Below are 15,789 nucleotides of genomic sequence, written 5' to 3' on the forward strand. Positions count from 1 at the left end.
TTACTTCTCCGATTCAGAGAGGAGGTAGTTCATCAGGTCGACAGAGGCCTTCACTTCGGCCTTGTTCATGTTGGAGTCGGGCTTTCTAAGCATCTTGACCCCGTACGCCTTGGTGGCGCTGCGGTCGAAAGGCTGGCCGGAGATAGGGGCGACACCGGTCTGGATGGCGACGATGGTGCGCTCGAGGGTGTGACATTTGACACATTTCACCCGGACGATCTCGTAGTTCGCCTTCATGGCCGGGGGAAAGGAGGAAGGATCAAGACGCATGGCGTCACCCCTGCCGATGACTTTGAGACCGGCGTGGGCAGAGGTTGCGGTAGCTGCGACGAGGAGCATTGTAACGAGGAGCTTTTTCATAGGGGTGCTGAAACCTCCGAGACATTATCTACGACGGCAGAAGTCGTCGTGCTGAGCATTTCCGTTGCCTTGAGCTAGAGGCTGAAGGCGATGGAGGCGAAGGCGATGTTGCCCGTCCCCTCCGGGGCAATGCTGTGGGTGTACTCAAGCGACAGCCGCAGGTTCTGCAACGGGGCATAGGCCAGGGCCGGGGTGAAACGTTTGATCGCGCCGTAGCCGGCGTTCAGGTATTCGTAGCGGAAAAGCGGTACCAGGTTGACCGGCGCCCCGAGGTAGTACTCACCTTCCAGGGTGTAGGCGCGGCTGTCGACGCTCGTCGCCAGGACGGAGAAGTCGGGGTTGGAATCCCTGCCGAAGCTGCCGCTTCCCTTAAGGTGCAGACGTTTGTAGAGGATGTCGGCCTCGGCGCCGATGCGGCGGAAGTTGTTGACGTTCTGCGCGATGCCGTTAGCGTCGAACTCCCCGTTTTGTCCCCAGTAACCGAAGCCGCCAAGGGTCACGCTCAGAAAGTCCCAGACGCTGTCATGCTCCAGGTCCACCTCGGGCTCCTGCCCCTTCAGGTCGGTCCCCCCGATCTTGTAGGAGATGTGCCCATAGCCGTCCTTGCGGTCCCCTCCGTTTCGATCCACGACGCCCCCCGCAACGAAGAGTCGGTTACCGAGAAGCGCATTCAGTTCGACCCCGTCCTCGGTGGCGTCGCTGCTGAAGGGGGACAGACCGACGCGGTAGGTGGTCGAGGCATACGATGGTACCGGCAGGATGCGGTTACTCTTCTTCCAGAGGGAGAGTTTCGGCTCGAAGCGCCCCACCTTCACGTTGACAGGCGTGCCGGCGGCCTGGCGCCAGACCAGGAACAATTCGTCGAGGTCCGGGCTGTTGCCGGGAGGCACGTTGGTGTTCTCTGCGGGGGTGGAGAGAGCCGATGCGCGCTGCATCCCCTGGGAGTAGAGGTTGTAGGTCACGAAGAAGCCGACCAGGTCGCGGAAGGAGCCACCCGCCTGCAGCGTGACGGATCTTGCCGAGAGGTCCAGCTTGTTGCCGTCCGCGGCGTCCTCGTCATAGGCGAGATCGGCGCTTGCGGTGAGCGAGATCGGGATCTGCTGCGGCAACCCGGAAATGGCGGCCCACTCGTTGCCCGCCGGCTCGGTGCCCTTTGCCGCCTCGCCCTTCTTGTGGGGCCAGACGTAGCCGTTTTTCAGGAAGGCGTCGCCGAACTCGTTCAGTTCGGGATAGATGGTATGGCAGGTGGAACATTCGGTCTTGTGCTGCCGACTGAAGGCGGGGATGGCATCGGCGTGGTCCGGGACCAGCAGGGGAGCGAGGGAGATGCCGAGAAAGAACATGACTGCGGAAGTATGCTTTCTGAGAAACATGATGGACTCCTGCATTGCAATCAGCACTGAAAATTAAATACAACTAATGGCACTTGCCCGGCTGAATTCCCCGCCAGATGCATACTTGGCGCAATTGGACGGATGATTATTACAATATTGGCGAAGTGAAGTCAACTTAACAAAAAGGACTAAACAGAAAAGCGCGCCCCCTGTGAGCTAACACTCATTTTTCTCTACTTTTTTGCTGTGGATAATGCTATAAGGTAGCGTCTGAAAATCCGGGAGGGCATGCTATGTTGCTAAGAAATATTGTATTCACAATCTTTATTCCTCTCCTCCTTGCCGCGTGCGGGGGCAGCAACACTGACACATCGGGGAGTGTTTCCAAGCTCGCCCAATCCCAGAAGTGCATGGACACGAGCTGTCATGCCGGCTCGGTCTCCCCTGGCACCGGCAAACTCATCGTGCAGGAATGGCTTGCCTCTTCCCACAACACCGCCAACGCGGCAGGATGCGCCGACTGCCACGAGCCCCACCCCGGGCACCCGAGCTCCTGCTCCAAGTGCCACGGCGGCGGCAGTGGTGTGGCGCTCCAGAATCCGGACGCCTCGGGCAAATGCGGCAAGTGCCACGGCCTCGCCTTCCCGAACGATCTCATGGTCAGGCTTGCCCCGCAGCATTTCGGCAACATGACGACCAGCTTCTCCGACAGCAAGTACCGCGCCTCGTATGTGAGCTCAAACTACGTCGGCAACTGCCGCAAGTGTCATAACCCGCACAACCCGACCGCGGCCATCAACGTGAACAGGGACTGGGCCGACTCCGGGCACGGCAACGTGACCAAGGCCAGGGCCAACTACGACTTCAAGACCCGCGGCACCTACGAACCGGCCGCCACCACCTTCCAGTACTACTGCGTTCGCTGCCACACCTCCACCGGCTATATCAACTTCGTGACCAGCGGCTTCAAGGTCCAGAAACCTTTTGCCGGTCCGGGCTACCAAGTGGTGCAGAACTACCCCCAGAAGGTGGCTCCCGGTGCGGCACAGCCTGCGGACGCCCCGTCGCCGGACAAGAGCAAGGAAGTCACCGGCTGCGACGTATGCCACGACAACGGCAAGGGACGCGCCTACAGCTGGGTGGCACGCACCGTTGCCCCTGCCGTCATCTATTACAACTTCTCGTCGGCCAACAGCTCCCCGACGGTGAAACTGAACAACAAGGCAACGACCTACCCCGACGTCACCGCATCCAACATCTGCGTCCCCTGCCACTCCGGCCGCGGTATCGGCTCGATGATATATGACGCGGTTGCCGCCGGGATGGACTTCAGCAACACCAACACACCGGGAGCCCACGACCGCGCCGCGGCAGCCCTGGTGTTCCGCACCGGGGGGTACGAGTTCCCCGGCCGCAACTACGTTCCGGACTATTTCCTGCACAGGTTCATCGGGGTAGCGAACGAGCACGGCACCGGCAACAGAGGCCCCTGCGTGACCTGTCACATGAACAACGACGCCACGCACACCTTCCTCCCGGTGGAAGAGGACAGCGCAGGCATCATCTCGGCCATCACCAGCAAGACCTGCGCCCACTGCCACATCGGTGAGCACGAGCTTAGCCCCGCGTTCCTGCAGTCCGAAAAGGACGGCTACGCCGCGGCCATCGCGATGCTGAACGTTCTGAAGACCGACCCGTCCCTGCCGGCCAGCACGCTCAACCCCTCGCGCTCGAAGGTGCGTCCCCTGGCAAACAAGAACTCCGACTACAACGCCGCGTTCCCCGGCGGCGGTGCGAACACCATGGGTGCGTTCTTCAACTCGAGCCTGCTGCAAAACGACCCCGGCGCCTTCGCGCACAACCGTATCTACACCAAGCGGCTCATCTACGATTCCATCGACTGGCTCAACAACGGCATCCTCGACAACGACGTGGAAAGCGCCATCAACAACGCCACCCTTGCCGTGAACAGCGGCACCGGCAAGGTATCGCTCAGCAACCCGATCGTGGGCGGGTACTACATCGCGGCACAGCTTCCCGGCACTGCCTACGCAGACGCCTTCGCCAAGGTCAAGGCGGATGCCATAAAGTACCTCTTGGGTGGGCCCGGGGGGGCGCGTCCATAGGGCGGACCATGAAGATACTTCTGCACATATGCTGTGGCCCCTGCGCCATCTATCCGGTCAAGGAGCTGCGCTCCGCCGGGCTTGACGTCACGGGGCTCTTCTTCAACCACAACATCCACCCCTACACGGAGTACAAGCTCCGTATGGAGGCGCTGAAGAGCTACGCGCAGATGGTGGAGCTAGAGGTGATCTATCGGGAGGAGTACCTCCTGGAGGAGTTCCTCTCCAACGTGGCGGGCGAGCCGCAGGGGCGTTGTGCCTACTGCTACCGCTCAAGGCTCGAAGAAGCGGCGAGAACCGCGGCGGAGCTGGGCTTCGGCCGTTTCAGCTCCACCCTTCTCTACAGCAGGTACCAGAACCAGCAGATGATACGCGAACTGGGTGTCAAACTTGGCGAGCGTTACGGGGTGGAATTCCACTACGAGGACTTCAGGACCGGCTGGCAGGAAGGGATCAACCTCTCCAAGGAGATGGGTCTTTACCGCCAGAAATACTGCGGCTGCATCTACAGCGAAAAGGAACGCTACGTCAGGAAGTAGGCCGTTCCCGGGCAAACCACAGGACTACGAGATGCCCTCCTTCGGCAAATCACTGATCATTTTGGGGCTCATCATCGCCGCCATCGGCGCCATCTTCACCTTCGCCGGAAAGATCCCGTGGCTTGGTCGGCTCCCTGGCGACATCTACGTGAAGAAGGAGAACTTCACCTTCTACTTCCCGCTCGCCACCAGCATCATCATCTCCCTCTTGCTATCCCTGATCCTCTGGTTCTTCCGCAGGTAAAACGGACCGCAGCGGCACGATTTTCCCGCCCTTCTCCAGTTCGAAAAGGTCGCCGCGCCAGCGCACCCGGTTGCCGACGAGCGACAATCCCCACACGGCAAACGAGAGCGCGTCGCGCAGCGGCACGAGCCACAGCCAGCGCGGCAGAAGCCGGTCCTTGACAAGCGTCCGGCTGTACGCCGTCGATACCAAGGAGCGCACGAGGTAGAGAAGCGCCGCCGCCCCCCACCCCGCCGCGGAAAAGCCGGAAACGAGCAACGCGAGGAGCACCCCCGGGAAAGGCAGGGTGATCCCCGAGGCGAGATAGCCACCGGGACGGGAGACGCGCATGGTGCGCCCCCAGCGCAACTGCCGCGACAGGAGTTCGGAGAGCTTCTCGTCCCCGCGCATCATGCTCTCCACGAAGTACGGCGAAAGCTCGAGCCGGTACCCCGCCTTGAAGATCATGTTTCCAAGTTGGTAGTCGTCGGCCAGATAATCGACCAGCGCCTCGAAGCCCCCGATTTTCTGCAAAGCCTCCCGCCGCACCGCCATCGACGCGCCGAGGGCGAAGGAAAGCCCCTCGAGCTTCAGCGCCGTCATCACGTTGGGCATCATCTCGCAGCAAAAGCCTAGCGCCTCGATGGCGCACCCCGGCCCCCGCACCTCGGTGCTGCGGTAGAGCGAGGTGACAAGCCCGACCTTTGGATCGGCGAAGGCGGCGCAGACCGCGCGCAGGTACCCCTTCTCCACCCTAATGTCGCTGTCGCAGACGACGATGAGCGGGTGTTTCGCCTTCGCGTAGGCGTGCATGAGGTTGCAGACCTTGTAGTTGGAGCCGTGTATGGACGGATCGACGACGAGCTCGATGTCCCGCTCGGGAAAGGAGGCGATGAGGCGGCGGATGATGGGGATTACCGGGTCATCGTCCGAGGCGACGGCGAAAACGATCTGGTACTCGGGGTAGTCCTGCACGCAGAAGGAGGAGAAATTCTCGAAGCTGTCGCCGTCGACGCCGCGCACCGGCTTCAGGATGGAGACAGGCGGCGCATGTTCGGGGAGCGCTTTTATGCCGCGGAAGAAACTCCGCCCGCAGTGCAGGGTGATCGCGGCGTAAGCGAGCGAAGGGGCGACCAGGAGAAACGGGAGGGCGTCGCGTAACATCAGCGGATCCTTTCCACGAAGACGAGATAGGGTGCGGTTTCCGGGCGGTTCAACTGCCGGTGCCGCCAGACGTTGAAGCGGCCGGGGTGTTGGGAGGCCGCCCAGTTCTCCACGGCTTGCCCCTCCTCGGGACCGCCGTCATGACCGGTATAGATGGCGACGGTGATGATCCCCCCCGGTGCGAGGAGCTCAGCCGCCTGCTGTAAAGCCGCCACGGTATTGGCAGGATCGGTGATGAGGGCGGCGTCCCCGCCTGGGAGGTAGCCCAGGTTGAAGACGGCAGCCGTAATTCCCTCCGGCACGAACTCGGCGAGCCGCTCGTGTCCCGCCTCGATGAGCCGCACCCGGTCCAGGCACCCTTCCCGCTCGAGGAGTTCGCGCGTCGCGGCGATGGCGGATGGCTGCACGTCGAAGGCCCAGACCGTCCCGGACTCCCCAACCAGCCGGGCCAGAAGGAGGGTATCGAGCCCGTTGCCGCAGGTCGCGTCCAAGACCAAGTCCCCCGGTCGCACCCGCTCCCTCAGAAAGTAATGCGAAAAGGGCACCGCCCCCCGCAGCGTTTCATTTTTCATCCCGACCGTGCCCAAATCTCCACAACCTCCAGACTTCGCCTAGCCTCCGGGAGAGGCTCAAGTGTGAGGGTGCATCCCGCAAGGAGCCTCGTGCCCAAGGACCAGACTGATCCCACGAAGCGCTGCACGAGCCCCGGCGTCCCCCCCTTTGCGAAGGGGGGACAGGGGGGATTTGCATTGATTACCGAATGGAACGAAGGAGCCCCACGCCGCAAACCGCACAATAAGATGGCAGATGCTGCAACTGCTGTTCGGACGTGCCAACAAAGGGCAAATCCCCCCCAGCCCCCCTTCGCAAAGGGGGGTGCTGAAAGTCCTCGCTTTTAACTACTTCTTCGCGGCAAGCGTCAGCACCGCCGGCAGCGTGACCATGAAGGCAATCTGGCAGGCAACCATGCCGAGCGACATCACGGCACCGATGCTGAATACCCCCTGGTGCCTCGCCACCATGAGCGCGCCGAAACTCGCCATGATGGTGAGGGTGTTAAGCAAGACGCCGACGCCGGTGGAGCTTAGGATCACGCTCCCCGCACTCCCCTCCTCGCGCCGGTAGCGGTTGATGATGTAGATACCCGAATCGACCGCGATACCGAGCACCAGGGGCATCACGATGATGTTGGCCGAGTTGAAGCTGATGCCGAAGATCCACATGCCGCTCACCATGAAGAGGAGCCCGACGACGAGCGGGACGAGCCCGATGAGCGCGAACTTTATACTCCTGAAGGCGATGAGCAAGATGCACACGATGGCGGCGAAGGCGTAGATGAAGGCGAGGCGGTAGGAGTCGCGCATGATGGTCATCGACTCGTAGACCATAACCGGCTCACCGGTCGCGTGGGCGTCGACGCTGCGCACATCCTTGAGGAAGGCCTCGAGCGGCTCGCGGTTGAAGATCTCCTTTTTCGGCGCCACCTGTAGCATGAGCTTCCCGGTCTTGCCGACGAAGCGCGAGCGCAGTTCCTTCGGGACGTCCGCCTCGGTTACCGGTTTCGCGGCGAGGCTCTGCTTCAGCATTTCGATTTTCGCCGGGAGGTCGCGGAACATCCCCCCCTGGAATTCCTGCAGCATGCCGACGGCGTTTTTGTCGCGCTCCTTCTCGAGACCGGCGAAGAAACCGTCCAGTGTTGCCACGAAGGCGGCAGCCTGCTTCGCCTCGGGACGGTGTTCCTTCTCCAGGCGCTCCTTCACCGCCACGGAGGCGTTTCGGAAGGCCTCGAAAACGCGGGGGAGCTCCATCAGGGAGAGGTCCTCCTCATACGGGGCGGGCTTCACGTCGGCAAGCTCCCGGCGTACCGCTTCCAGTTCCGCTAGTTTCTCCGCCTGGTGGTCCGGCACTAGCGTATTTATGCTCACCACGTGGTCCACGGTCGGGAGCGCCTCCAGCCTCGCGGTCTTCGCGCGCGCATCCTCGGCGTCCTTCGCCATGACTACGGCGAAGTAGCCGCTATTCTCCTTGCTCCTCATCAGCTTGTAGGCGTAGTTGACCGATTCGAGCCCCTTCGCCTGCAGGTTCATCAGGTTGTAGTCGAAGGAGACGCGCGAGAGCGGGTAGAGCGAGGCTACGCAAAGAAGGGCGGTAAGTCCGATCACGGTCTTCGGGTTGCCGAAGACGATGCGGGAGAGGAGCCTGTCCTCCAGTTCGATGGATCCCTTCACCGGGGAGGGCTTCTTGCGGTAACGCACCAGGAGTACCAGCATGGCGGGAAGCACCGTGAAGGTTACCAGGACGCAGATGACGACCCCACCGGCGGCGATAATGCCAAGTTCGGAGATGCCGCGGAAGTCGGTGAAGACGAAGGTCAGAAAGGCGGCGGCGACGGTGGCCGCTGCCATGACGATGGCCCAGACGTTACGGGTGAGGCCGGTCTCGAGGGCTGGAAGCTCGGGGGCGCCCCGGCGCAGCTCCTCCTGGTAGCGCAGCACCACCTGGATGCCGTACTCGATGCCGATGCCGATCAACATCACGGCAAAGACCATGGAAAGTATGTTCAGGTGCCCGACCGCCACGGTGGCGAAGCCGAACGAAACCGAGATGGCGACGAGCAGCGAGACCATGGCGGCGACGACGTTCAGCACCCCGCGGAAGGCGAAGAGAAGCAGCACCGTGGTGAGCGCCAGGGAGACCACGGTGGCGAGCGTGATGTCCTTCTCGCTCGTCGCCATCTCCTCGTTTTCCAGTACCGGCGTTCCGGTGAGCCCAGCGGTTACCCCTTTGAACTCGGGAAGCGCCTTCAGCCGCGCCACCTCGGCCCGCACCACGGCGATGGCCGCCCCGGCCGGGACGAAGCCGGACATGTCGCGCACCGGGAGCGCCGTGAGGATCTGCTGGCGCCCCGCACGTGCGAAGGCCGAATCCTTGTTCATGAAGACGCTTTCCATGGAAGGGACGCTCCCCTTCCCGGTCCCGAAGCTCGTGAACCCGGCACCCAGCTTGTCCAGCATGAACATTATCTCGGGGAGTTTCTTCTCATCACCGGCCAGGTACTGATCCATGCTCCCGGTCAGATGGGTGAAGAGGGTCTGCACCGAAGGCGAGGCGGAAAGCGCACGCAGGACCGGCGCGGCGAGGGTCAGGTTGCGACGCAACTCCTTTATGTCCTCAAGCGGCATGAACAGCAGGCCGTTGTCCCGGAAAAACGGGAGCGCGTAAGGGTAGAAGACGTCCGAGAAATGCGCCTTGTCCTTCGCGAGGACGTCGTGCAACCGGTTTCCGAAGGCGCCCACCCGCTCAGGGTCCTGCCCCTCGATCACCACGACGATGTCTTCCATGCTGCCAAACTCGGCGCGGAAGGCCTGGTAGTCCCGGTTGAAAGCGGTGTTGCGGGGCATGAGGTCATCCCGCCCGGTCAGAAACTCCATACGCTGCGAGGTGATCCACAGCGAAAGTACGGAGAGTACGAGTGCGATGGCGAGCACCAGCCAGGGGCGCCGCGCTGCGAAGGAGAAGAGGAGGCTGCTTTTAGCCGTTTCTTTCATGGGACAGTTGCCTTTGCGTGGGGAAAGTTAGGACGCCGCAACCTAGCACACACGACAAACACAATCAACACCCCGAAGCAAACCATTGTTTTCATTAAGAAAAAAAATTATACCACCGAAAAAACAGTGTATTTTTCTGGAAAACCATGATAGATTTCGATCCTTGTAACTATCTGCAAAGAAGCTACACTGAGTTAATCTAGACCAATCCGGACCAAAGGAGTATGTGGTGAACGCACCATTCAAACACCCCATATCACATGCACTCACCTCATTTAACGGCATCGTTAGTGAGCCGGAGCAGACCACCGAACAAAGGGCAGGGGCAACAGTGCATCACTTCCCCGCGTCGCTCTGGAAGAGTAAGCCGGGAAAGGCAAAGAGTCCCCTCGACGTCGCGATTGAAGGATGCCGTGACTTCTTCTTTAGGGAACAGCTCCCGAAAGGTTACTGGTGGGCCGAGCTCGAATCCAATGTCACCATCACGGCTGAATATATCATGCTGTTCCACTTCCTCGGGCTCGTTGACCTTGAGCGCGAAAGGAAGATGAGTGCATACCTCCTCTCCAAACAGACAGAGGGGGGTTCATGGACTATTTACTTCGGTGGACCTGGGGATCTTTCCACCACCATCGAGGCGTACTTCGCGCTGAAACTTGCCGGCTACCCGGCCGACCACCCCGCCATGGAGAAGGCCCGCGCCTTCGTCCTTGAGAAGGGCGGCATCATCAAGGCGCGCGTCTTCACCAAGATCTTCCTCGCCCTCTTCGGCGAGTTCGACTGGCTGGGCGTCCCTAGTATGCCGGTGGAACTCAACATGTTGCCCAACTGGGCCTACATAAACATGTACGAGTTCTCCAGCTGGGCGAGGGCGACCATCATCCCGCTCTCCATCTTGATGCACCACCGCCCGGTGCACGGGATCGACCCGTCCCAGCGGGTGCAGGAACTTTTCGTACGGCCGCCGCGCGCCATCGATTACTCCTTCACCAAGGAGGAGGGGATCCTCACCTTGAAGAACTTCTTCATCGGGCTCGACCACGTGCTGAAGGTCTACGAGAGAAGCCCGATCCGCCCCTTCAGGAAGGCGGGCATTGCGAAGGCGGAGGAGTGGATACTCGAGCACCAGGAGGAAACCGGGGACTGGGGCGGCATCCAGCCGGCCATGCTGAACGCGGTCCTTGCGCTTAGCACCCTGGGGTACGAGAACGACCACCCGGTCATGGTGCAGGGGCTGAAGGCCCTGGACAACTTCTGTATTGAGAACGACGACCAAATCGTGCTGCAGTCGTGCATCTCGCCGGTGTGGGACACGGCCCTCGCGCTGAAGGCGCTGGTCGATGCGGGCGTTCCGACGGATCACCCCTCCCTGGTTAAAGGGGCCCAGTGGCTTCTGGATCGCGAGGTGAGAAGGCCGGGGGATTGGCGCATAAAATCTCCCGAGCTCGAGCCGGGAGGGTGGGCCTTCGAGTTCCAGAACGACTGGTACCCGGACGTGGACGACTCCGGCTTTGTCATGATGGCCCTGAAGGATATCAAGGTGAAAGATCCCAAGGCGCTCGAGGAGTCGGTGCAGCGCGGCATCGCCTGGTGCCTCGGCATGCAGAGCAAAAACGGCGGCTGGGGCGCCTTCGACAAGGACAACACGAAGCACTTCCTCAACAAGATCCCGTTCGCCGACCTCGAGGCGCTCATCGATCCGCCGACCGCGGACCTCACCGGGCGCATGCTCGAGCTGATGGGGAGCTTCGGCTACCCGAAGAGCTACCCCGCGGCGGTCAGGGGGCTCGACTTCCTGAAGAAGAACCAGGAGCCGGAAGGACCCTGGTGGGGCCGCTGGGGGGTGAACTACCTTTACGGCACCTGGAGCGTTCTTTGCGGGCTCTCCGCCATCGGCGAGGACATGGAAGCCCCCTACATTAGGAAGGCGGTGAACTGGATCAAGTCGCGCCAGAACATCGACGGCGGCTGGGGCGAGACCTGCGAGTCTTACCACGATCCTTCCCTTGCGGGCATGGGCGAGAGCACCGCTTCGCAGACGAGCTGGGCCCTTCTTGGGCTCATGGCGGCGGGCGAGGTGAACTGCGCCACCGTGGTGCGCGGCATCCAGTACCTCATCTCGACGCAGAACCCGGACGGGACCTGGGACGAGACGCAGTACACCGGGACCGGGTTCCCGAAGTACTTCATGATCAAGTACCACATCTACCGCAACTGCTTCCCGCTCATGGCGCTCGGCACCTACCGAACCCTGACCGGCGGACTGTCCGAGGAGTAGATGAAGGCTTTCGTCACCGGAGCCACCGGCTTCATCGGCGCGAGCATCGCGCGTGAACTGCTGAAGGACGGCTGGCAGGTGCGCCTGCTCGTTCGCCCCGGCTCGGACCGGCGCAACCTCAAGGGGCTCGACGTCGAACTGCACGAGGGAGACCTCTCCGAGCGGGAGCCTTTGGTAAGGGCACTTACCGGCTGCGACGCGCTCTTTCACGCCGCCGCCGATTACCGGCTCTGGACCCGGACGCCGCAGGCGATGTACGACGTGAACGTCACCGGGACCCGCAACATCCTCTCCGCGGCGCTTGCCGCCGGGGTGGGAAAGGTGGTCTACACGAGCAGCGTCGGCACCCTGGGGAACCCGGGCGACGGCACCCCGGGAAACGAGGGGACGCCGGTCGGCTTCGACGACATGGTCGGGGACTACAAGAAGAGCAAGTTCCTGGCCGAACGTGCCGCCGAATCGTACCTCGACAAGGGATTGCCCCTCGTCATCGTGAACCCGTCCACGCCGGTCGGGCCGATGGACGTGAAGCCGACGCCGACGGGAAAGATCATCGTAGATTTTCTGAACGGAAAGATGCCGGCCTATCTCGACACCGGGCTCAACCTGATCGACGTCGAGGCCTGCGCCCGCGGACACCTGCTCGCCGCGCAGAAAGGTAGGATCGGGCAGAAGTACATCCTGGGGAACCGCAACCTCACCCTCGCCGAGATCTTCGAGATGCTCTCGGCGATCACGGGGCTCAAGGCGCCGCGAGTGAAGCTCCCCTACTACCCGATCCTCATGGCGGCCTACGCGAACCACGCCATCTCCGCCGTCACCGGGCGGGAGCCGCTCATCCCGCTCGCCGGCGTGCAGATGGCCAGGAAGTTCATGTTCTTCGATTCCGGCAAGGCGACAGCCGAGCTCGGGTTGCCGCAAACCCCGGTGGAAGACGCGCTCGAACGCGCCGTGCGGTGGTTCAAAGATAACGGCTATGCACCTTCGCCTTAAAAGGCTACGGGGTACAAGTTGCACTTCGCCCTGAAGGGCTACGGGCTACAATGCCAAATGCTTTGATTTGCTTTTAGCATGGTTTTGCTTTTCGCTTCTTAACCGTTACGGGTTCTCAAGGAGATCCATGTACACACTGCTAAGCAAGATAAACGGTCCCGATGACCTGAAGAAGCTGGATGCCGAGGAGCTCACGCCGCTCGCCGACGAGGTGCGCAGCTTCCTCATGGAAAACGTGGCCAAGACGGGGGGGCACCTCGCCTCGAACCTGGGCGTCGTCGAACTCTCCATCGCGCTGCACTACTGCTTCAATTCCCCAAAGGACAAGATCGTCTGGGACGTCGGCCATCAGGCCTACACCCACAAGATCCTGACCGGGCGGCGCGACAGCTTCCACACCCAGCGCTGCTACAAGGGGATCAGCGGCTTCCCTAAACGCTCCGAGTCCCCCCATGACCCCTTCGGCGCGGGGCACTCCTCCACGTCGATCTCCGCAGGGCTCGGCCTCGCGGTCGCGAACGCCCTCAAAGGTGGTGACGCGCGCAGCATCGCCGTCATCGGCGACGGCTCGCTCACCGGCGGCATGGCGCTCGAGGCGCTGAACCAGGCAGGACACCTCAAAAAGAACCTGATCGTCGTCTTGAACGACAACGAGATGTCCATCTCGAAGAACGTCGGCGCCCTCTCATCCTTCATCTCGCGCAAGATGACCGGCACCTACTATCGGAACCTGAAGAAGGAGATGGAGGGGCTCCTCGCCGGCATCCCGGCCATCGGTTGCAACATCCTGCACTTCGCCAAGAAGGCGGAGAACTCGCTCAAGGGGTTCCTCACCCCAGGGACCCTTTTCGAGGCGCTCGGCTTCGAGTATGTCGGCCCCATCGCCGGGCACGACATCCAGAGCATGCTCGCCGTCCTCGAAAACGTGAAACGCCTCGAAGGGCCGATCCTCGTGCACGTGATGACCAAAAAGGGGAAAGGGTACGCGCCGGCCGAGGACATGCCGGATAAGTTCCACGGCGTGGCCCCCATGAAACCCGCGAGCGCCGCCCCGGCCAAACCGGCGCCCCCCTCCTACACCCAGGTCTTCGGCGACACCCTGGTGAAGCTCGGCGATAAGGACGACAAGATCCTCGCCATCACCGCCGCCATGCCCGACGGCACCGGACTCACCCCCTTCGCGAAGCGCTTCCCTGAACGCTTCTTCGACGTCGGTATCGCCGAACAGCACGCGCTCACCTTCGCGGCCGGTCTCGCCGTAGAGGGATTCCGTCCGGTCGCCGCGATCTATTCGACCTTCACCCAGCGGGCCTACGACCAGGTGTTCCACGACATCTGTCTGCAGAAGCTCCCGGTCACTCTGGCCCTTGACCGCGCCGGCCTCGTCGGCGACGACGGCCCGACGCACCACGGTGCCTTCGACATGTCGTACCTGCGCCACCTCCCCGAACTCACCGTGATGGCCCCGAAGGACGAGAACGAGCTGCAGCACATGCTGAAGACCGCCATCTACCACGGCCGTCCCATTTCGCTTCGCTACCCGCGCGGCGCAGGATACGGCGTCACCATGGACAAGGATCCCAAGGGGCTCGAGGTCGGCAAAGGCGAACTCCTCGTCGAGGGGAGCGATCTGACACTGGTCGCCATAGGCTCCACCGTCTACCCCGCCCTCGAAGCTGCATCCATGTTGAAGCAGAAAGGGATCTTCGCCTCCGTGGTGAACGCCCGTTTCGTAAAGCCGCTCGACCGCGACCTTATCCTCGCCCAGGCGGGCCGTACCGGCTGCGTCGTCACCGTCGAGGAGAACGCACTGATGGGTGGCTTCGGCAGCGCCGTACTGGAGGCGGTAGCCGACGCAGGGATGACCGCCGTGCGCGTGAAGAGGATCGGGATACCCGACAAGTTCATCGAACAGGGAAGCCAGGCGCAGTTGAGAGCCGACCTCGGCATCGACGCCGCAGGCATCGCCGCCACCTGCCAGGCCTTCCTGCAGGGTGCGGGAAGCGCGCATCCCCAGCTTACCGTAGTGAAGTAACGCAACTTTGAAGCGGACCGACAACTAGAGCGGGACAGGCTGAAAGAAGAGTAACCTCGGCCTGTCCCGCAGCCGTGTCAGAAGCAGAAAAAAACCAGAGACGAGAAGGATAAATCTACGATGCGTTTTCCGATGCGATTGAATTACGACCTGACCCGTTACATCATGAGCAACAAGATGAACAAGGTGGAGAAGTACCCCCTGGTTCTCATGCTTGAGCCCACCCATCTTTGCAACCTCGCCTGTTCCGGCTGCGGCAGGATCCGCGAGTACGCCGACACCATCCAGGAGATGATGACCCTGCAAGAGTGCCTTGACTCGGTGGACCAGTGCCCGGCACCGGTAGTCACGATAACCGGCGGCGAGCCTTTCCTCTACCCGCACATCTTCGAGCTCATCGATGCAGTCCTTGAGCGCGGCAAGCACATCTACCTTTGTACCAACGCCCTGCTCTTGGAGAAGGCGCTCGACACACTGAAGCCGCATCCGAACTTCGTGCTGAACGTCCACCTGGACGGCATGGAAGAGACCCACGACCGCATCCTTGAGCGTCCCGGCACCTTCAAAATCGCCATGTCCGCCATCAAGAAGGCCAAGGCCCTCGGCTTCCGTCTCTGCACCAACACCACGATCTTCAAGGAGACGAACCTCATCGAGATCGAGATGCTCTTCTCGCACCTGCGCGACACGGGCGTTGACGGCTTCCTCGTCGCCCCTGGCTTCGGCTACGAAGCTGTAGGCGAGAAGCTCTTCTTGGAGCGCCGCGAGATCCAGAAGAAGTTCGAGGAAGTGTACGAGATGAGCAAGCGCTTCCGTTTCTTCTCCACGCCGATGTACCTGAGGTTCTTGAAGGGCGACAAAGATCTCGAGTGCACCCCGTGGGGGAACCCTACCCGCAACCCGCGCGGCTGGAAGGCCCCCTGCTACCTGATCACCGACGAGCACTACGGCAGTTTCGCCGAGATGATGGAGAAGACCCAGTGGGACAAATACGGCGTAGGCAAGGACCAGCGTTGTGCCCAGTGCATGATGCACTGCGGTTTCGAGCCGACCGTCGTCTCCGAGATCGGCAAGAGCTGGAAAGATATGTGGGAAATGTTTTTGTGGAACCTGTCTTAGGGTCAGGTTCCTTTCCTGCCCCCCCTAGCTACAACGACAGAAGCCCGCTGATCTCAAACTGGATCAACGG

The 15,789-nt window shown here is 61.8% G+C and carries 12 protein-coding genes; 7 read left to right on the forward strand and 5 right to left on the reverse strand.

The features are described 5' to 3' along the window. Positions 1–360 carry a cytochrome C gene (locus E8L22_RS00550; protein WP_136523356.1) on the reverse strand — a complete coding sequence of 120 codons (360 nt, stop codon included), beginning with the start codon at positions 358–360 and terminating at the stop codon, positions 1–3. Between the two features lie 74 nt (positions 361–434). Next, positions 435–1,733 carry a cytochrome C gene (locus tag E8L22_RS00555; protein WP_136523357.1) on the reverse strand — a complete coding sequence of 433 codons (1,299 nt, stop codon included), beginning with the start codon at positions 1,731–1,733 and terminating at the stop codon, positions 435–437. 371 nt (positions 1,734–2,104) lie between these two features. On the opposite strand from E8L22_RS00555, the gene E8L22_RS00560 reads away from it, so the two are divergent. From E8L22_RS00560 to E8L22_RS00570, 3 genes are read left to right on the forward strand one after another with little or no spacing between them, the layout of a single operon-like run. Next, a complete protein-coding gene (locus E8L22_RS00560; protein WP_246044479.1) occupies positions 2,105–3,820 on the forward strand; it encodes a cytochrome C in 1,716 nt (571 codons plus the stop codon). Between the two features lie 8 nt (positions 3,821–3,828). Beyond that, a complete protein-coding gene (locus tag E8L22_RS00565; RefSeq protein ID WP_136523359.1) occupies positions 3,829–4,359 on the forward strand; it encodes an epoxyqueuosine reductase QueH in 531 nt (176 codons plus the stop codon). Between the two features lie 31 nt (positions 4,360–4,390). Continuing rightward, the gene (locus tag E8L22_RS00570; RefSeq protein WP_136523360.1) at positions 4,391–4,603 is read left to right on the forward strand and encodes a DUF2905 domain-containing protein; all 213 of its coding nucleotides are present in this window, start codon (positions 4,391–4,393) and stop codon (positions 4,601–4,603) included. On the opposite strand, the gene hpnI is transcribed toward E8L22_RS00570, so the two are convergent. From hpnI to E8L22_RS00585, 3 genes are all read right to left on the reverse strand, one after another. Next, positions 4,571–5,746, reverse strand: a complete 1,176-nt coding sequence (gene hpnI, locus E8L22_RS00575) for a bacteriohopanetetrol glucosamine biosynthesis glycosyltransferase HpnI (RefSeq protein ID WP_136523361.1) — start codon at positions 5,744–5,746, stop codon at positions 4,571–4,573. The two genes, E8L22_RS00570 and hpnI, sit on opposite strands and share 33 nt — an antisense overlap. Continuing rightward, positions 5,746–6,318, reverse strand: coding sequence for a class I SAM-dependent methyltransferase (locus E8L22_RS00580; RefSeq protein WP_136523362.1), 573 nt, complete (start codon positions 6,316–6,318; stop codon positions 5,746–5,748). Before E8L22_RS00580 ends, hpnI begins: the two co-directional genes overlap by 1 nt. Positions 6,319–6,645: 327 nt before the next feature. Continuing rightward, positions 6,646–9,294 carry an MMPL family transporter gene (locus tag E8L22_RS00585; protein WP_136523363.1) on the reverse strand — a complete coding sequence of 883 codons (2,649 nt, stop codon included), beginning with the start codon at positions 9,292–9,294 and terminating at the stop codon, positions 6,646–6,648. A gap of 229 nt (positions 9,295–9,523) precedes the next feature. Between E8L22_RS00585 and shc the strand changes: the two genes are divergently transcribed. The 4 genes from shc (at position 9,524) to hpnH (ending at position 15,719) form a co-directional block, all read left to right on the forward strand. Further along, on the forward strand, positions 9,524–11,572 hold the full coding sequence (gene shc / locus E8L22_RS00590) for a squalene--hopene cyclase (RefSeq protein ID WP_136523364.1): 2,049 nt from the start codon (positions 9,524–9,526) through the stop codon (positions 11,570–11,572). Next, the gene (gene hpnA, locus E8L22_RS00595; RefSeq protein ID WP_136523365.1) at positions 11,573–12,565 is read left to right on the forward strand and encodes a hopanoid-associated sugar epimerase; all 993 of its coding nucleotides are present in this window, start codon (positions 11,573–11,575) and stop codon (positions 12,563–12,565) included. Positions 12,566–12,692: 127 nt separating this feature from the next. Then, on the forward strand, positions 12,693–14,600 hold the full coding sequence (gene dxs / locus E8L22_RS00600; protein WP_136523366.1) for a 1-deoxy-D-xylulose-5-phosphate synthase: 1,908 nt from the start codon (positions 12,693–12,695) through the stop codon (positions 14,598–14,600). 120 nt (positions 14,601–14,720) lie between these two features. Next, complete coding sequence (hpnH, locus tag E8L22_RS00605) at positions 14,721–15,719, forward strand: adenosyl-hopene transferase HpnH (RefSeq protein WP_136523367.1); 999 nt, start codon at positions 14,721–14,723, stop codon at positions 15,717–15,719. The last annotated feature ends 70 nt before the right edge of the window (positions 15,720–15,789 follow it).

Source organism: Geomonas ferrireducens, assembly GCF_004917065.1.
Lineage (GTDB): Bacteria > Desulfobacterota > Desulfuromonadia > Geobacterales > Geobacteraceae > Geomonas > Geomonas ferrireducens.